Source organism: Hafnia alvei, from assembly GCF_900095695.1.
GTDB classification, from domain to species: Bacteria; Pseudomonadota; Gammaproteobacteria; order Enterobacterales; family Enterobacteriaceae; genus Hafnia; species Hafnia alvei_B.
Map to the genome: position 1 here is coordinate 21,587 of NZ_FMIQ01000026.1, position 17,630 is coordinate 39,216.

At 50.5% G+C, this 17,630-nt stretch carries 14 protein-coding genes; 8 read left to right on the top strand and 6 right to left on the bottom strand.

The genetic code is table 11. From position 1 onward, the window contains the following. Window positions 1–112: 112 nt before the first annotated feature. Window positions 113–1,579: a molybdate ABC transporter ATP-binding protein ModF gene (gene modF / locus BN1044_RS06780; protein WP_072308060.1), complete on the bottom strand. Its 1,467-nt coding sequence runs from the start codon at window positions 1,577–1,579 to the stop codon at window positions 113–115. A 156-nt stretch (window positions 1,580–1,735) separates the two neighbouring features. After that, a complete protein-coding gene (modE, locus tag BN1044_RS06785; RefSeq protein ID WP_072308061.1) occupies window positions 1,736–2,527 on the bottom strand; it encodes a molybdenum-dependent transcriptional regulator in 792 nt (263 codons plus the stop codon). Between the two features lie 205 nt (window positions 2,528–2,732). Between modE and BN1044_RS06790 the strand changes: the two genes are divergently transcribed. From BN1044_RS06790 to modC, 4 genes are all read left to right on the top strand, one after another. Beyond that, complete coding sequence (locus BN1044_RS06790) at window positions 2,733–2,882, top strand: AcrZ family multidrug efflux pump-associated protein (protein ID WP_040045565.1); 150 nt, start codon at window positions 2,733–2,735, stop codon at window positions 2,880–2,882. A gap of 198 nt (window positions 2,883–3,080) precedes the next feature. Then, a complete protein-coding gene (gene modA / locus BN1044_RS06795) occupies window positions 3,081–3,848 on the top strand; it encodes a molybdate ABC transporter substrate-binding protein (RefSeq protein WP_175421592.1) in 768 nt (255 codons plus the stop codon). Further along, window positions 3,848–4,537, top strand: coding sequence for a molybdate ABC transporter permease subunit (modB, locus tag BN1044_RS06800; RefSeq protein WP_072308062.1), 690 nt, complete (start codon window positions 3,848–3,850; stop codon window positions 4,535–4,537). Before modA ends, modB begins: the two co-directional genes overlap by 1 nt. Before the next feature lie 5 nt (window positions 4,538–4,542). Further along, window positions 4,543–5,601 (top strand): molybdenum ABC transporter ATP-binding protein ModC, encoded by a 1,059-nt coding sequence (gene modC, locus BN1044_RS06805; protein ID WP_072308063.1) that lies wholly within the window; start codon window positions 4,543–4,545, stop codon window positions 5,599–5,601. A gap of 621 nt (window positions 5,602–6,222) precedes the next feature. Here the strand turns inward: modC and BN1044_RS06810 are convergent. From BN1044_RS06810 to bioA, 4 genes are all read right to left on the bottom strand, one after another. Continuing rightward, window positions 6,223–7,041, bottom strand: a complete 819-nt coding sequence (locus BN1044_RS06810; RefSeq protein ID WP_072308064.1) for a pyridoxal phosphatase — start codon at window positions 7,039–7,041, stop codon at window positions 6,223–6,225. A gap of 152 nt (window positions 7,042–7,193) precedes the next feature. After that, window positions 7,194–10,451, bottom strand: coding sequence for a DEAD/DEAH box helicase (locus BN1044_RS06815; RefSeq protein WP_072308119.1), 3,258 nt, complete (start codon window positions 10,449–10,451; stop codon window positions 7,194–7,196). 183 nt (window positions 10,452–10,634) lie between these two features. Beyond that, the gene (gene ggt / locus BN1044_RS06820; RefSeq protein ID WP_072308065.1) at window positions 10,635–12,398 is read right to left on the bottom strand and encodes a gamma-glutamyltransferase; all 1,764 of its coding nucleotides are present in this window, start codon (window positions 12,396–12,398) and stop codon (window positions 10,635–10,637) included. 180 nt (window positions 12,399–12,578) lie between these two features. Beyond that, complete coding sequence (gene bioA / locus BN1044_RS06825) at window positions 12,579–13,868, bottom strand: adenosylmethionine--8-amino-7-oxononanoate transaminase (protein ID WP_072308066.1); 1,290 nt, start codon at window positions 13,866–13,868, stop codon at window positions 12,579–12,581. 106 nt (window positions 13,869–13,974) lie between these two features. Here bioA and bioB point away from each other — a divergent pair, with 106 nt between their 5' ends. The 4 genes from bioB to bioD are packed head-to-tail and all read left to right on the top strand — an operon-like array spanning window position 13,975 to window position 17,620. Next, window positions 13,975–15,012 carry a biotin synthase BioB gene (bioB, locus tag BN1044_RS06830; RefSeq protein ID WP_072308067.1) on the top strand — a complete coding sequence of 346 codons (1,038 nt, stop codon included), beginning with the start codon at window positions 13,975–13,977 and terminating at the stop codon, window positions 15,010–15,012. Between the two features lie 5 nt (window positions 15,013–15,017). Then, complete coding sequence (gene bioF / locus BN1044_RS06835) at window positions 15,018–16,172, top strand: 8-amino-7-oxononanoate synthase (protein WP_072308120.1); 1,155 nt, start codon at window positions 15,018–15,020, stop codon at window positions 16,170–16,172. Further along, window positions 16,153–16,920 carry a malonyl-ACP O-methyltransferase BioC gene (gene bioC / locus BN1044_RS06840; protein WP_072308068.1) on the top strand — a complete coding sequence of 256 codons (768 nt, stop codon included), beginning with the start codon at window positions 16,153–16,155 and terminating at the stop codon, window positions 16,918–16,920. Before bioF ends, bioC begins: the two co-directional genes overlap by 20 nt. Then, window positions 16,913–17,620 carry a dethiobiotin synthase gene (gene bioD, locus BN1044_RS06845; protein ID WP_072308069.1) on the top strand — a complete coding sequence of 236 codons (708 nt, stop codon included), beginning with the start codon at window positions 16,913–16,915 and terminating at the stop codon, window positions 17,618–17,620. The genes bioC and bioD overlap by 8 nt, the downstream gene beginning before the upstream one ends. The last annotated feature ends 10 nt before the right edge of the window (window positions 17,621–17,630 follow it).

Here is a 17,630-nt window from a genome sequence, read left to right on the forward strand (position 1 = left end):
TTTTATATTTAAGCTCGAATGATAACACAGAGAAATTAGTTAACTGCTCTGAGAAGCGGGCTTTAAGATAAGTAAAGCCCTGTAGAGAGAGGCAAAGCGGATGAGCAGGGCGTTATAAACGATCGGTTTGGTAGCGATAGGTATCGCCTTCAGCGACAAACGTCAGGCGGTGGGTTATGCACTCGGGAGCATCTTCTGCGTGATGAGAAACAAACAGCAGCTGGCTATTGCCATCGGTCATCAGAATATCAATCCAGTGTTTAACCAGTTGGCGGTTAATGGGATCAAGTCCTTGTAATGGCTCATCTAAAATCAGCAATGCGGGATGTTTCACTAACGCACGGGCGATCAGCGCCAAACGTTGTTGACCCCATGAGAGATCGTGGAAAGGATGATGACTCAGCGCCTGCATGCCCAGCATCTCTAGCCACTGATCGGTTAGTTTTTCCTGCCTGTCAGACGTGGCCTGATAAATACCAATGGAATCTAAAAAGCCAGACAAAATGACGTTACGCAAGCTGATGCTAACGCGATATTCCAGATGCAGGTTGCTGCTCACGTAGCCAATGTGTTTTTTGATATCCCAAATGGTTTCACCGCTGCCGCGACGACGGCCAAACAACGTGAGATCGTTGCTATATCCCTGTGGGTGATCGCCGGTGATCAGGCTGAGCAGCGTAGATTTACCTGCGCCGTTGGGGCCGACGATCTGCCAATGCTGTTGAGGATCAACCTGCCAATCAAGATGGTTGAGAATGGGGCGATCGTTATAGTGAACGCAGCCATTTTTAAGCATGATACGCGGCTGATCGAGAGGTAATCGATCTGGTTGACGAGGATCTTCGGTTTCAGGTAATTGCATATCTGCAAGGCTTTCGCTGTGAGCTAACTGCGCGACTAACGTTTGTGATAAGACATCTAAGCGGTTACCGACGAGGGTGAGCTCGCATTCAGCCAGCACGCCAACGTGCTCAACAAAATCGGGGATATCATCAAACCGGTTGAGTATTAAAACTGTTGTTACTCCCTGTGCGTTTAGCGTTTGTAATATCTGTGCTAATTGCGCACGTGAGTTAACGTCTAATCCATCAAAGGGCTCGTCCAACACCAGTAAATCAGGCTGACTCATCAGCGTTTGGCACAGCAAAGCTTTGCGGGTTTCACCGGTTGAAAGATATTTAAAGCGGCGGTCTAGCAATGGTTCAATGCCAAACTGTGCGGCTAATTGTTGGCAGCGTTTTGAATCTTTAACTTCAGACTGAATAATTTCGGCGGTAGTACGACCAGTATCATCTTCGCCTTCGCTGAGCATGTCGGTGTTATTACGCTGCCATTCGTCGCTGAGCAGTTTTTGAAGCTGCTCGAAAGAGAGCCGGATAGGGTGGGAAAATGACGACGTTGCTTCGCCATTAAGCTGTGGTAAGTCCTGCGTAAGGGCTCGCGCCAGCGCTGATTTTCCACTGCCGTTTGCGCCCACAAACGCCCAGCTTTCGCCAGAATGAAGGGTGAGTTCAGGTAAAAAAAGCGTCCGAGTATCGCCGAGGCGAAAACGGGCTTGGCTAAAGCTTAATGAGGTCATACTGCATGCGGCTCCCTAAAAAGTTTTCAGCTATTAGGGATAATGAGTGCGTCGTAGGGTGTCAAGGCTAGCAGCGAGAGATTTCATACGAAAGAACTATAACGGTGCGATATCCCTCCGATTAAAGAGGGAGCGCTATTTTATCGGTATCGGCGTTTAAGCTAAGGTGGCCAAAATCACCTGATCGGCGTTGAACTGAGCCGTTACCGTTTTACCTAAGCTCAGTTTTAGATGGGCCATAGTTTGATTATCAACGGTAGAACAGAGCGTAACACCGCCGTCGAGCTGTACCAACACTTCGCTGTTTTCAGCACCCGACTGAATGTGGCTCACTTTGCCGGTTAAGTTGTTATCGGCAGCATGGGCGAGTGCGGCATCGGTGGTTAGTTTCACCCACGGGGCTTTGATTAACACCAACACTTCTTTACCGGGTGATAACGCTAAACGTTCGGCGCTTTGTTCCGTGATGGCGGCGTGCAGTAAGGTTTTCCCATCGGCGAGCAGTACGCTGATGTGCTGCTGTACCTGCTGGTGGTCGCGTTCGGTGACGGTACCAAAAAACTGATTACGGACGCTGGTTTGTAAGGAGAAACGCGCGATAGCAGCCAGTAGGCTATCCAATGGAAGATCGTCTTTGTTTAGCACGTCGAACGCTTTTTGCTGGATCTGCCCAAGCAGGTCGTAAAGAGCAATGAGACGTTCGCCATAGCGGGTGATTTTGGCACCGCCGCCGCCTTTACCGCCGGTTGCGCGATCGACCAACGATTCTTCGGAAAGCTGGTTCATCTCATTCACGGCATCCCAAGCGCTTTTATAGCTGATCCCAGCGAGCTTTGCGCCTTGACTGATTGAACCGGTATGGCGGACCTGTTTGAGTAATTCAATCCGACGCGGATCGGCAAACAGGCGTTGCTGGAGTTTTAGCGTCAGTAAAATTTCGGCTTGCATAGGGTTCATCCTTCACAGGTTATGCTTTCATTTTCGCTGATAACGGCCCTAAGACGCAAACCGCATGTGTGAATAACTTCAGACCGCACATTTAGGGCGTACAATTTGCGCTAAGCTGTTTAATATATGCGGCGAGATTCTGTATTATGAGTCAGTATGAGATAGTGTGGCTGAATTGCTGCAACCAACACTGAGTGAGGCTGTTATGTTGGAATTATTAAAGAGTCTGGTTTTTGCTGCAATCATGGTTCCCGTGGTTATGGCTGCCATTCTTGGCTTGATTTATGGCTTGGGAGAGGTGTTTAACATTGTCTCCGGCGTTGGTCATTCTGATGAAAAACGTTCTAATCACTAAAACGTGATATTTTTTATTAAACGCCCAGCGATGATTGCTGGGCGTTTTTGTTTGAGACGCTGCAAACTTTTTCAATAAATCAAACCCACTTCATGTTTACCGCTATCGTGCTGATATTGTCAGTGACACTGGCGTTGTCTGCGTCATATAATCAAATACATAACGTATGGGCATCACATCATTTTAATGGGGTCACTGATGAAAGCATGGAATAAGTTGGTTGTAGGTACCGTTCTGGCCGTTGGCGTAAGTCAGGTTGCTATCGCGCAAGAAAAAGTTACCGTATTTGCGGCGGCGTCCTTAACTAACGCATTGCAGGATATTGCGGCACAGTATGAAAAAGGAAAAGACGTAAAAGTTGTTTCTTCCTTTGCTTCTTCTTCCACGCTTGCACGCCAAATTGACCAAGGCGCTCCAGCAGACCTCTTCATCTCTGCAGACCAACAGTGGATGGATTTCGCGATTGATAAAAAAGCGATGGTTGCCGATACCCGTATCACGCTGTTGGGCAACGAATTGGTGTTGGTCGCTGCGAAAGATAGCAAAATCGACAAAGTAAATATCGACAAAAAAACTGATTGGAAAGCATTGCTGAACGGTGGTCGTTTGGCGGTGGGCGATCCTGATCATGTGCCTGCAGGCATCTATGCGAAAGAAGCATTACAGAAACTGGGCGCGTGGGATGAGTTATCTCCACTCATGGCGCGTGCTAACGATGTGCGCGCGGCGCTGGCTCTGGTTGAACGCGATGAAGCACCTTTAGGTATCGTTTACGGTTCTGATGCCGTTGCGAGCAAAAAAGTGAAGGTTGTTGGTATTTTCCCAGCGGATTCGCATAAGCCTGTTGAATACCCAATGGCCATTGTGAAAGACAAACAAACGCCTGCGGTGAAGGCATTTTATGACTATCTGCGCACGCCGGAAGCCGCGGCTATCTTCACCCGTTATGGATTTACCCCGCGCTAATGTTTCTGAGTGCATATGAGTGGGAAGCGGTCGTCCTGAGCCTACAGGTTGCAGGAACGGCCGTTATCTTTAGTCTTCCCGTCGGTATTTTCACTGCTTGGGTGCTGGTGCGCTGCAATTTCCCCGGCAAATCCCTGCTTGATAGCATTATTCACCTGCCGTTGGTTTTACCTCCGGTCGTTATTGGCTATTTATTATTAATCGGCATGGGTCGTAAGGGCGTGATTGGTGCGTGGCTTTATGACTGGTTCGGTTTTAGCTTCAGTTTTAGCTGGCATGGTGCGGCATTAGCCTCGGCGGTGGTGGCTTTTCCACTGATGGTGCGTGCGATTCGTCTCGCTTTGGCTGCGGTTGATTCTAAGCTAGAACAGGCTGCACGCACGTTAGGCGCTAACCCATGGAAGGTGTTTTTCACCATTACTCTACCGCTTTCGTTCCCTGGCATTCTCGCCGGAACCGTGCTGGCATTTGCTCGTTCTCTGGGGGAATTTGGCGCAACGATCACCTTTGTGTCGAATATTCCTGGCGAAACCCGAACGATTCCTCTGGCGATGTATACCCTAATTGAAACGCCGGGCGCAGAAGCGGATGCTGCTCGCCTGTGTGCCATTGCGATTGTTTTATCTTTGGTTTCATTGCTGCTGTCTGAATGGCTGGCACGATGGAGCCAGAAGCGGTTAGGAGGCTAAGACGCATGCTAGAACTTGATATACATCAGCGCCTTGGCGATTTGAATCTTGACGTTAAAGCAACGCTACCCTCAAAGGGTATTACGGCTATTTTTGGATTATCCGGCGCGGGAAAAACATCGCTTATTAATGTGATTGGTGGGCTGACTCGTCCGCAAAAAGGGTCTGTTGTGCTCAATGGCAGGGCATTAGTCGACACTGCGCGTCGTATTTGTTTACCGCCGGAAAAGCGCCGCATTGGCTATGTTTTTCAGGATGCGCGCTTATTTCCCCATTATCGCGTGCGTGGAAATCTGGAATACGGCATGGCTGCGTCGATGCGTTCACAGTTTGATAACATTGTTCAACTGCTGGGTATTGAAGCGTTGCTAGACCGCTTTCCGTTTAGCTTGTCGGGTGGTGAAAAGCAACGCGTAGCAATCGGGCGAGCATTGTTAACGGCTCCCGAAGTTTTGCTGATGGACGAGCCTCTGGCTTCGCTAGATGTACCGCGTAAACGAGAGCTTCTACCGTATCTAGAGCGCTTGGCGCAAGACGTGAATATCCCCATCCTTTATGTTAGCCATAGCATGGATGAAATTTTGCGCTTGGCAGAATATGTGCTGTTGCTTGACCAAGGCCAAGTCCGCGCGTTTGGCGAACTTGAAGAGGTTTGGGCGAGCAGTGCGTTACGTCCTTGGCTGCAAAAGGAAGAGCAGAGCAGCGTGCTCAATGTCAGCGTGTTAAAGCATCATGAGCACTATGCCATGACGGCATTATCGCTGGGTGAGCAGCATATTTGGGTTGGGAAACTCGATGTTGCGCCGCATAGCCAACTGCGTATCCGTATTAATGCTGCGGATGTATCGTTAGTTTTAGAACCTCCTGCGTCGACGAGCATTCGTAATATTTTGACCGCAACGGTTGCCGAGTGTTTGGATGTCGACGAGCAAGTGGAAGTAAAGCTATCGGTGGGAGAGGCGATTTTATGGGCGCGAATCACTCCGTGGGCACGTGATGACCTCGATATTCATGTAGGCCAAAAGCTGTATGCGCAGATTAAAAGTGTGTCGATCAGTCGTTAATATCCGCAGGTAAATAAAACAAAAAACTCCGCCTTGTGCGGAGTTTTTTGTTTATGCGCCTAACGGTTGGTTGCCGAAGGCGAAAAATGTACGACACGATCACCCTAACGAGAAGAGTATAGCGACAGGTTCAGGCCATCTGCAATACGTGAATAACTTAAGATAGTTGTAAGTTTGTCGAAATATACAGAGGTTAATAACTGTATATATAATCAGTATTGTTAGGGGGTGCCAATGCGGATGGAAAAGATTTCTTAAGTCCTAGCTGGAACAGGTGGTGCTGGCCAGTGCCTTGGCTTGGAGTATGGCACGATCGCCCTAACATGTGATCCCAGCGTGGCGACAGGCAATGTAAAGGTAAGTCATGCAGGCGTCATGCTCCTGATGCAGGGAGCAAACGGATGAGTCTATTATCAGCGATAATTGTTGTTTTAGAGTTCGTGGTCGCAGCGATGCGGCTGATTAGACTGCTGTTCAATGATATTTAAAAGCAGCAAACTAAAACGTAGCTAAGGTGTGAGGGAATACACCTCCCTCACCCTTTAACATCGGTTGACTCGAAACGGTTCACTCGAATACGGTTGGCTCGAATAGATATCTTGCTGAGACGGCTGAATGAAACTACAGAACTTTTTGCGTCAGAAAATCGGCAATAGATGTTTCTTCATTTCCGCCGATAACGGCTTTAGCACGCGCTTTTACTTCGTCGGCGCTGTTGCCCATAGCAACACCGAGCCCGACGCTTTCGAGCATGCTGATGTCGTTAAAGTTATCGCCAAAGGCAATCACCTCAGACATATCAATGCCGCGTGAGGCGACGTATTCGGCTAATCGGTTACCTTTGCTGTTGCCTGCTTGCGCAACGTCGACCTGATCGTGCCAAGACCATTCGCAGGCGAGTCCCAGATCGGTTTCGATGCCGTTGGCAAAAGCGCGCAATTTGGCGATATCGGTATCGGAGGTGGCGAACTTCCAGATCGCTTTAACATCGTTAGCGGCTTGCTGGAGGCTTTCAACCTGAAGAAGGGTTGGACGCTGGTTTTCAGGTAAAGATTCCGCCCAAGCATGAGAACGAATGACATGGCCGCTGGTTTGCTGATACAGCATAGCGTCATCGACGTACATCAGGCCGTGAATATCAGCATCGTTTAGGCGCTCTAAAACCTGATGAGCTTGAGCCGCGGTCAGCGGGTTTGATGCCAGAACGCTGCGCGCCTGATAGTCATACAGATAGGTGCCATTGCAGCAAATCGCCGGGGTGTTGAGGTTAAGCGCCTGATAGAAGGGATGAATGGCAATATGATGGCGACCGGTAACGATCATCACTTCTAAACCTGCTTTGCGTGCTAAATCCAGCGCAGCCAGCGACTCAGGCAGTATCTGTTTACGACTGGTTAGCAGGGTGCCGTCCAGATCAAGCGCAATCATGCGGTAGCTCATAAGCATTCCTTTATTAGGTAATAATAAGTTTTTTGATAATAAATTGAATAATAAATCTATTTACAATCAGCGTGCTCTCATTAAGGGCAAATGTTACACCTCAGCGCTGATTTGAAAAATGAAAAACTGTTCGAGTGGTTCACCGTGCTGGTTCAAGTTATCGGCTCAAACAGCGCACTAAGATCGTCAGCCGAAAACTTCGTGGAACCGCTGGTGTCCTCAGACAAAATACTGTCAGCCAGCGCGGCTTTTTTATCCTGTAGTGCCACGATTTTTTCTTCAATGCTGCCAGCAGCAATCAGTTTGTAAACGAACACCGGTTTGTCTTGCCCCATTCTGTGGGCGCGGTCGGTAGCCTGATTTTCAGCCGCGGGATTCCACCACGGGTCGTAATGGATCACCGTGTCAGCCGCAGTCAGATTTAGCCCAACGCCACCGGCTTTTAAGCTGATTAAAAACAGGGGAACTTCGCCCCGCTGGAAACGCTGTACTGGCGCATGACGATCTGCCGTTGAACCGGTCAGCGTCACGTAGGCTATGCCTGCCTTATCCAATGCCTGTGAGATTAAATCCAGCATGCCGGTGAACTGGGAGAACAATAGGATACGGCGACCTTCGTCGATCATCTCAGGCAGGAGTTCGAGCAGCAGTTCGAGCTTGGCTGACTCCTTAACCAATGCCGCTTTTTCCAAATTGACCAAACGAGGATCGCAACAAACTTGGCGTAGTTTAAGCAATGCGTCCAAAACGATAATGTGGCTGCGCGCCATGCCTTGAGAATCAATCGCGGTGCGAACTTTTTCCTGCATCGCGGTACGTACCGTTTCATACAAATCGCGCTGTGAGCCCTTTAGTTCAACGGTGCGTAGCAGCGTAGTTTTTGGTGGCAGTTCGGTGGCAACGTCATCTTTACGGCGGCGCAGCATGAATGGGCGGATGCGTCGCACCAATAAGTCACGACGCACGGTGTCTCCGTCTCTTTCGATAGGTACGCGCCAGCGCTGGTTAAACTCTTTTTGACTGCCGAGGAAACCAGGGAGTAAAAAGTCGAAAAGTGACCAAATTTCACCCAGATGATTTTCCAGCGGTGTGCCGGTTAAACATAAACGGTGGCGCGCATTGAGGTCACGTAATGCGGTGGCTGCTCGCGTCGTCGCATTTTTAACGTACTGTGCCTCATCAAGGATCAACAGATGGTAATCATGCTGAGTGAGGACCTTCTGATCTCGCCACAGCAGAGAATAGGTGGTCAAAATCAGGTCGCACTGCTCAATGCGATCAAAGTGATCTTTTCGTTGCGGTCCGCTGAGAACGAGGACATTAAGATCGGGAGTAAATCGTGCGGCCTCTTCGCGCCAGTTATGCACCAAGGTTGTTGGCACCACGATAAGCGCCGGGCGATCGAGCCTGCCTGACTCCTTTTCCAGCAGGATATGCGCCAGCGTTTGCACCGTTTTGCCTAATCCCATATCGTCGGCCAGCACGCCTGATATGTTTTGTTCGCGTAAAAACTGCATCCAGCTTAGGCCTTGATGCTGATAGCCACGCAGCGTCGCCTGAAGGCCTAGCGGGACCGGCACTAGCTGCAACCCCGGCCCATCTTGTAAACGCTGAGCCAAAGCCTGAATTGAGGTTTCTCCGTGGAACTGCCAGCGCCCTGTATCGCTTAGGGCGGCTAAACGGCCTGCATCAAGCGCGGAAATCTTCAGCGCTGCTTTGCCATGACCTAACTGCGCGAATAGGTCGACAAGCACGCGAACGACCGGTTTGAGGCGATTGGCGGCTATGCGTAAACGCTCGCCTTGCTCGGTGCTAAGAATAATGCCTTCATCATCGTCGATAGTTTCGAGTTCGCCGTCTAACCAGCGGCGATCGCGACGAAACAGGTCAGCCAGTAATGGTTCGAGCCGAACGGTACGATCGCCGACTAAAATGCCCATTTCAACGTCAAACCACCCTTCATCAGCTGACTGGATGCTGCCGCTAATATCATTGATTTCAATAATATTAAAGTTGGAATCATGGGTCATCACGATACGCCAGCCTTTGTTTTCCAAAGTAGGAAGCGTATGGCTGACAAACGAAGGCCAACTTTCAGGGTTTGGCAGGCCATAAATAGTGTCAGGTAATGCAGGAGGCCGAGTTTTATCGCTTAGCGTGATGAGTTCTAGGCCGCAATTTTTGAGCTCTTTGGCGCGCTGTTTTTCAATCTCGCTACGTCGTTGAATTTGGATAACGTTGCCGTTGTCTGCGGGGAATAGGGTGGTGTCCTGTTTAGGAGCAACGCTAATCCCATCGTAATCAAAGGTAAATGTTGCAAAGTCGAGTGGCCAATTACGATAGCCATAGTTGCCGAAACCGCCCATGTAGACGTTTTGGGTATCAAGCTGCAAAACGGGAACGGGCTCGACGTCAATAACGCGAAGTTCTGAAGAACTCATGCTAGGCGGCAGCGGGAGTTCAGGGGCGATTTCGCCCAACACCGCAGCCACTAACGGTGCTTCACTCAGTGAAATAGGGGGCATGGACAAGAACTCATCCAACTGAGCGAAGGGCTGAGTGAGCTCGACGGTACCCGCTTCACCGCTTTGAGTATCGATGTACCACGGCGGCGTGGTCGGCAATACCCATGATGCCTGAGGCTGAACCTGCAGTATTGGACGTAAACGATGATCGGGCAGACGCTGCCACTGAACTTCACCGGGTCGTTGTTCGCCTAAATATAAAGGCTCGCTGGAATCAATCACAAAGAAACGGTTAGTGGCCATCATTTTGCGAATGAGTTCTGCGCCGCTGGTTCCCTGCAGCTCAAACGCCGCCATGCCGTTACGCGGTCGTTCAATCCACAGTTCACGCAGGATTTGAAAATCTTCAGGTGTAACGAATTTAGGTGGCTTAACCAGCGCGGGCTCAATATTGTGCCACTGCTGATCGATGCTGCGTACGGCACCGTCTTTATCTAACTTTGCCTTGAAGAGCCGAATTTCATGATGTTGTCGGTGTTCTGACCAAGCTAATACGTAGACTAAGGTCTGAGTGGGTTTTTTAGCGACAACAGAAGATGTCTGTTGAGCGCGAAAAGCCTCTAGCCAACGTAACAGCTCAGGCCGAGCGCCGGTGGCGGTGGGCTCTTGCTCTTCGAGGCCCGCTAAAAGAACGGCAGCAACGTGTTTACAGTTAAAACCCACGGGGCACGAGCACTCGCCCTCAATGCGTAACTGATTTTGTTTATCGTGGAAGTAGATAACCACCGCGTAGGGGCGTTTTTCGGTTCCCTGTACCTTGGCGGTGAGCATATTGCCCTGCCAGTGGAGTTGCGAAACGGCTCGCGAGTAATCTCGCGCCTTGGCTAAGGTCGCATGACCTAACCAATGAGCAACCTGAGTTCGGTCATAGGAAACTGACGGCATTATCTTGATCTCTTCTTCATCGTTTGAAAGGAAAATGACAGCACATAGACGTTGAGAAGTTTTCACCCAATGATGCAGCTGCGCGCATCCGCGTGAAAAAAAGAAAGGGTATTCTAACAGATAAACGGCCACAAAGGGGGATGCCCCTAATCGCTAGGGGCGGAAGTAGGCTCGATTTGCTAATCAGTATCCAACGGCAGAACCCGAAGGGCGTCGAGCATCATTAGCGCCGTAGATAAATCCTTCGCGCACTTTCCCTGATACCGCTGAGTCATTCCCCGAGCTCTCTGAGCTAACACCGGCAGCGCCCGGTAGACCGACCATAATCAATTCAGCGGCCCCCCAAGGTGTTTGCTCAACCAGTTTATAGCCACGTTCCTGTAGCAATTTTTGGGTGTCTGGCGAGAGGCCGCGTTGTTCGAAATAGACTTCATCCGGTAGCCATTGGTGATGAATTCGGGGGGCATCGACGGCTTCTTGTGGTGCCATACCGTGGTCGATAATGTTCAACACGGTTTGCAATGTGATGGTAATGATTCGCGATCCACCCGGAGAACCGACAACCATAAAGACTTTACCGTTTTTGGTTACTAGCGTTGGCGTCATGGATGACAGAGGGCGTTTGCCCGGTGCGATAGCGTTGGTTGCACCCTGCACTAAGCCATACATATTTTGTTCACCCACTTTGACGGTGAAATCATCCATCTCATCGTTGAGGAAAAATCCGGTGCCGGGAGCAATCACGACGGAGCCAAAACGCCCGTTAATGGTATAGGTCGTGGAAACCGCATTACCGCTATGATCGACGATCGAGTAGTGTGTTGTTTCCGGTTTTTCATGAGGTTCCATACCCGGTTGAACGCGGCTCGAAGGCGTAGCGATCTCAGGCTGGATCTGTTTACGAATTTCGGTGGCGTACTCTTTGCTGAGCAGCTTTTCCGTCGGGTTCTTCACAAATGCTGGATCGCCTAAAAACGTATTACGATCCATATAGGCATGGCGCATCGCTTCCGTCATGGTATGAATGGTTTGGGCCGAATTAAAGCCAGTTGCTTTGAGGTCGTACCCTTCCAAAACGTTGAGGATCTCGCAAAGTGTTACTCCGCCTGAGCTTGGCGGTGGTGCTGACACAAATTCATAGCCGCGATAAGAGCAAGTGATGGGCGCTGTTTCAGCAATACGATAATTGGCAAAGTCTTTCGCCGTCAGGATCCCGCCCCCTTTTTTCGCCGCAGCTTCAACGATCTCAGGAATTTTTCCCTGATAGAAAGCATCGGGACCGTGCTGTGCGATAGATTCTAGAGTGTTGGCCAGATCGGTTTGAATCAGCCGATCGCCGGGCTGAAGGGGTTCACCGTCTTGGCGTAAAAAGATGCGTGCGGCTTCGGGATCGTCACGAAACTTAGCAATGGTGGTATCCAAAATATCGGTATCGCCACGATTGAGAATAAAACCTTCGCGAGCCAGTTTGATTGCCGGCTCCATCACCTGTTGGCGTGTGAGTTTGCCATATTTACGCTGTGCGGTGTCGAGCCCTAAAACTGTTCCAGGAACGCCTGCGGCGAGGTAACCATAGAGGCTAGCGCCTTTCTTCACGTTTCCTTTCTCATCGAGATACATATTCGCACTGGCGGCTGCCGGTGCCGTTTCGCGGAAGTTAATGAAAGTGTCTTCGCCGTTGGCCAAATGTATGGTCATAAAACCACCACCGCCGATATTACCGCAGCAAGGGTTAACCACCGCTTGGGCGTAGCCGACGGCAACAGCCGCATCAATGGCATTACCTCCCAGCTTGAGGATATCAACCCCAACCTGAGATGCCAGATGTTGAGAGCTAACAACCATGCCGTTTTTGGCCTCAACGGCGGGCATGGATGCGGCGTTAGCGCCCTGTAATAGTGCGAGAGAAAGCGCTGAAGCCATCAGCGCGAGTGGCCATTTCTTCATCTATAACTCCTGTCTAATTCGATTATTAGTGCGTATTCACACTCATAGGTGTGAGTTATCGTTATGTCGCTTATTATTTAAACAAAAATTAGATCATCAAAAAGTGATCTCGCTAATAAGCGTAGACAGGAATTAGAGACTCTGAAATTTCAGGGTTACTGCTAGGTTTTTTTTATTACGCTATTCCAGAAAGTGTTCGGCTTGATCTAAGGCGGTGGATACAGCCTGAGTGAGCTTGGTGAGCTGTTCGGCAGAAATAATATAAGGCGGCATCAGATAAATTAATTTACCGAAAGGACGTACCCAAACCCCTTGTTCGACGAAATAGCGCTGTAAGTTAGCCATATTCACCGATTTATGGGTTTCAATGACGCCGATAGCCCCTAAGACGCGAGCCTGTTTTACCTGAGGATGTTCATTAAGCGGCAAGAGCTCTTGCTGTAGCTGTTGCTCTATCGCCGCGACCTGCGTTTTCCACTCTCCGCTAGCAAGAATATCCAAGCTGGCCACCGCCGTTGCGCAGGCGAGTGGATTACCCATAAACGTTGGACCATGCATGAAACATCCCGCTTCGCCGTTGCTAATCGTTTCTGCCACGTTTCGCGTGGTGATAGTGGCAGATAAGGTCATATAGCCACCGGTTATGGCTTTGCCTAAACATAAAATATCTGGCGTGATCCCCGCGTGCTCGCAGGCAAAAAGCTTGCCGGTACGGCCAAATCCCGTCGCAATTTCATCGGCAATGAGCAAAATCCCATGACGCTCGCAGGCGGCTCGAACGAGCTTAAGATAACGCGGATGATAGAAACGCATCCCTCCGGCGCCTTGAACAATAGGCTCCAGAATAACCGCCGCAATATCTTGGTGATGTGCCGACAGCAAGCGGGCGAAAGGCACAAAGTCCATTTCATTCCACTCATCGCCAAATGCACACTGTGGAGCCGGCGCAAACAGGTGCTCTGGAAGGTATCCCTGATACAAACTGTGCATGGAATTTTTCGGATCGCATATCGACATGGCACCGAAAGTGTCACCGTGATAACCGTTGCTCAGGGTTAAAAACCGCTGACGTTTCTCTCCTCGGGCGTGCCAGTACTGCAATGCCATTTTCATCGCCACTTCCACGGCGACGGAACCGGAATCTGCGAGGAAAACGCACTCCAGTGCTTCAGGTGTGATATTCACCAAGCGCTGACATAGCGCAACGGCGGAAGGGTGGGTGATCCCGCCAAACATCACATGTGACATGGATGAAAGTTGCTGAGTCACGGCGTGGTTTAGCGCGGGATGATTATACCCGTGAATCGCGGCCCACCACGAAGACATGCCGTCGACCAACTGACGTCCATCCTCCAAATGCAGTTCACAGCCGTGTGCCGAAGTCACGGGATAACAGGGTAACGGTTGGGTCATTGACGTGTACGGATGCCAGATATGGCGGCGGTCGAACTCGATATCAGATGGGGTCATAATAAGTATTGGTAAACTGAAATTGTGATCATTTGGTTGACAGTGTACCGCTTTTTTCTAAACTGACGACACTTTTTCCCCTCAAATTGAATAGGGAGTTGCCATCATGGCAGATCGTCATCACTGGACATTAGAGCAAGCCCAAGCTCTGTTTGCAAAGCCGTTCCTCGAGTTAATGTTTGAGGCTCAGCAGGTTCACCGCCAACATTTTGACCCGCGTCAGGTGCAGGTAAGCACGCTGCTTTCGATTAAAACCGGTGCTTGCCCTGAAGATTGCAAATACTGCCCACAAAGCTCGCGCTATAAAACGGGATTGGAAACCGAAAAACTGATGGAAGTGCAGCAGGTTCTTGATTCTGCGCGACAGGCTAAAGCCGCCGGTTCCACACGATTCTGCATGGGCGCGGCATGGAAAAACCCGCACGATCGCGATATGCCATACCTTGAGCAAATGGTGCAGGGCGTCAAAGAAATGGGGATGGAGACCTGCATGACGCTTGGAACGCTATCCGACCAACAAGCCAACCGCTTAGCCGATGCGGGGCTGGATTATTACAATCACAACCTCGACACCTCGCCAGAATTTTACGGCAACATTATCACGACCCGCAGCTATCAGGAGCGTTTGGATACGCTGGGAAAAGTGCGCGATGCCGGTATTAAAGTCTGTTCAGGTGGCATTGTTGGACTCGGTGAAACCGTACGTGATAGAGCCGGCCTGCTTACACAGCTAGCGAATTTACCTAAAGCGCCGGAAAGTGTGCCGATTAATATGTTGGTTAAGGTCAAAGGAACGCCGTTAGCGGATAACGACGATGTGGATGCCTTTGATTTCATTCGTACCATTGCCGTCGCGCGCATCATGATGCCAACGTCTTACGTGCGTCTTTCCGCTGGTCGTGAGCAAATGAATGAGCAAACTCAGGCCATGTGTTTTATGGCGGGTGCCAACTCCATTTTCTACGGCTGCAAGCTGCTTACCACGCCGAATCCGGGCGAAGATAAAGACGTTCAGCTATTCCGTAAACTGGGGCTAAATCCTCAGTTGACCGAAACTGAACACGGCGACAATCAACAACAGCAGCACCTCACTGAACAACTGCTGCATGCCGATACTGAGCAGTTTTATAACGCCGCCGTGTAATCATGATGAATTTTCAACAGCATATCGAGAATGCGCTGGCCGAGCGTCGCTCAGCTGGGGCCTATCGCTCGCGGATCGTGAGTGAAACGGGCAGCGGGCGTGAAATCCATGTGAATGGGCGATCGTATCTCAATTTCACATCTAACGACTATCTTGGCCTTAGCCGCGATAAATCGGTTATCAACGCGTGGCAACAAGGCGCTGAGCGCTATGGCGTAGGCAGTGCGGGTTCTGGACATGTCACGGGTTTCACCACTGCGCATGCGGAATTAGAACAACAGCTCGCCGCATGGTTAGATTATCCGCGTGCCTTGCTGTTTATCTCGGGGTATGCGGCCAATCAGGCAGTTATCGCCGCGCTGATGCAAAAAGGCGACGGCATCTTTGCTGATAAGCTCAGCCACGCGTCGCTGATGGAAGCTTCCATCCAATCCCCAGCAACGCTGCGACGTTTTCAACATAACCAACCAGATTCCCTCAACAAACTGCTGAACAGCGATAGGGAAGGACGAGCGCTGGTGGTGACTGAAGGCGTGTTCAGCATGGATGGCGATAGTGCGCCGTTGGCGGCTCTGCATCAACAAAGTCAACGCGCAGGGGCGTGGCTGCTGGTGGATGATGCACACGGTATTGGCGTGTGCGGTGAGCAGGGGCGCGGCACCTGCGATGCACAGAAGGTGAAACCGGAATTGCTGGTGGTGACATTTGGCAAAGCCTTCGGGCTCAGCGGCGCCGCCGTTTTGTGTTCTGATGCCGTTGCTGAGTACTTCATCCAGTTTGCGCGCCACTTGATATACAGCACCAGCATGCCTCCCGCTCAGGCCTGTGCGCTCACGGCTGCGCTGCGTCGTGTGCGTGACGGTGATGAGCTACGCAGCCAACTAAATCATAACGTAGCGCAGCTTCGTCAGGGGTTAAACGATTTAGGCTTAACGTTGATGGATTCCAGCTCAGCGATTCAACCCGTGATTGTCGGTGAGAATCAGGCTGCGCTGAATTTAGCTCAGCAACTGCGTGAGCAGGGGATTTGGGTCAGCGCTATTCGTCCGCCAACGGTTCCACCCGGAACCGCACGGCTGCGAATTACCCTCAGCGCAGCGCATAGCACGCAGGATATAAACCGTTTATTGGAGGCGCTGCATGTCACTGCACGCATATAGCGTCAATAAATCTGCGGTGGCGGCGGCATTTAGCCGCGCAGCAGACAGCTACGACGCCGTTGCCGGTTTTCAGCGGCGGTGCGGAGAATTGCTTTTAGCTCAGCTCGATAACCTCTCAGGCCTGAAAGTGCTGGATGCGGGCTGCGGTACCGGCGTTTTTAGCCGTGAGTTCCGCCGCGCAGGTTCACAGGTTATCTCTCTCGATTTGGCTGAGGGTATGCTTGAGAAATCGCGTGCTTTAGATAGCGCGGATGAATATCTCCTTGCTGATATTGAACACATTCCGTTATCGGATAACAGTGTCGATCTCTGTTTTAGCAATCTGGCTATACAGTGGTGTGGTTCTTTAGGTTCTGCATTGACTGAGATGTGCCGCGTCGTTAAGCCTGGGGGAAAAGTGGTGTTCTCAACGTTGGCCCAAGGTTCCCTCACGGAGTTAGCTCAAGCTTGGCGGCAAGTGGATGGCCAAACCCATGTTAACCAGTTTTTAGCATTTGACGCCATTAAACTGGCCTGCGAGCCATTTCCACATGATTTACAGTTAATCCATGAGACTGAATTTTATCCTGATGTGATTACCTTAATGAAGTCACTCAAAGGCATTGGTGCTACGCATTTACACCAAGGTCGAGACTCAGGGCTAACTAGCCGTGGGCGTTTTGCGCACCTTGCCCGTATTTATCCTCAACAGGCCGAAGGTCTGCCTTTGAGTTATCAGTTGGTCATCGGAGTTTTGCATTGTGAATGAAAAGACATATGACCTGCCTTGCTTAAACGAGGCATGGTTTGTTACCGGAACTGACACTGAAGTGGGAAAAACGGTCGTCAGTAGCGCGCTATTGGAAGCCGCGACTCTGCAAGGAAAAGGCACGGTTGGATATAAACCCGTAGCTTCTGGCAGTGAATGGCATGAGGGAAAACTGCGAAACACCGATGCGCTTGCTTTACAAGCGGCCTCTTCAATATCTGTCAGCTATGAAGAAGTGAATCCGTATACTTTTGAAGAGCCAACGTCGCCACACATTATTAGCGCTGATGATAATCGACCGATCGAATTTGATGTGATGTCACAGGGGCTGATGGCGTTGCGCAAAAAGTCGAATTGGACGCTGGTAGAGGGCGCAGGAGGGTGGTTCACGCCGCTCAGTGAGACCACGTCTTTTGCGCAATGGGTGATTCGAGAACAGCTTCCGGTGATCCTCGTTGTGGGCGTAAAACTTGGCTGTATTAATCACGCTTTGCTTACGGCACAGGCAGTTGCGCAATCTGGTTTAAGGTTGGGCGGGTGGGTGGCTAACTGTGTGGTAGAGCCAGGAAAACGCCATGCTGAATATATGGCAACGCTCAAGCGATTATTACCCGCGCCATGCTTGGGTGAAATCCCCCATATCCCGCACGCCGATGCGAAAGCGTTCGCGGCATATTTGGATCTCTCTTCCCTGAATTAATGTAATACAA

Bases quoted from the DNA above. Each gene is read 5' to 3' on its own strand.
- modF (WP_072308060.1), bottom strand. From the start codon at position 1,579: ATGACCTCATTAAGCTTTAGCCAAGCCCGTTTTCGCCTCGGCGATACT.
- modE (WP_072308061.1), bottom strand. From the start codon at position 2,527: ATGCAAGCCGAAATTTTACTGACGCTAAAACTCCAGCAACGCCTGTTT.
- BN1044_RS06790 (WP_040045565.1), top strand. From the start codon at position 2,733: ATGTTGGAATTATTAAAGAGTCTGGTTTTTGCTGCAATCATGGTTCCC.
- modA (WP_175421592.1), top strand. From the start codon at position 3,081: ATGAAAGCATGGAATAAGTTGGTTGTAGGTACCGTTCTGGCCGTTGGC.
- modB (WP_072308062.1), top strand. From the start codon at position 3,848: ATGTTTCTGAGTGCATATGAGTGGGAAGCGGTCGTCCTGAGCCTACAG.
- modC (WP_072308063.1), top strand. From the start codon at position 4,543: ATGCTAGAACTTGATATACATCAGCGCCTTGGCGATTTGAATCTTGAC.
- BN1044_RS06810 (WP_072308064.1), bottom strand. From the start codon at position 7,041: ATGAGCTACCGCATGATTGCGCTTGATCTGGACGGCACCCTGCTAACC.
- BN1044_RS06815 (WP_072308119.1), bottom strand. From the start codon at position 10,451: ATGCCGTCAGTTTCCTATGACCGAACTCAGGTTGCTCATTGGTTAGGT.
- ggt (WP_072308065.1), bottom strand. From the start codon at position 12,398: ATGAAGAAATGGCCACTCGCGCTGATGGCTTCAGCGCTTTCTCTCGCA.
- bioA (WP_072308066.1), bottom strand. From the start codon at position 13,868: ATGACCCCATCTGATATCGAGTTCGACCGCCGCCATATCTGGCATCCG.
- bioB (WP_072308067.1), top strand. From the start codon at position 13,975: ATGGCAGATCGTCATCACTGGACATTAGAGCAAGCCCAAGCTCTGTTT.
- bioF (WP_072308120.1), top strand. From the start codon at position 15,018: ATGAATTTTCAACAGCATATCGAGAATGCGCTGGCCGAGCGTCGCTCA.
- bioC (WP_072308068.1), top strand. From the start codon at position 16,153: ATGTCACTGCACGCATATAGCGTCAATAAATCTGCGGTGGCGGCGGCA.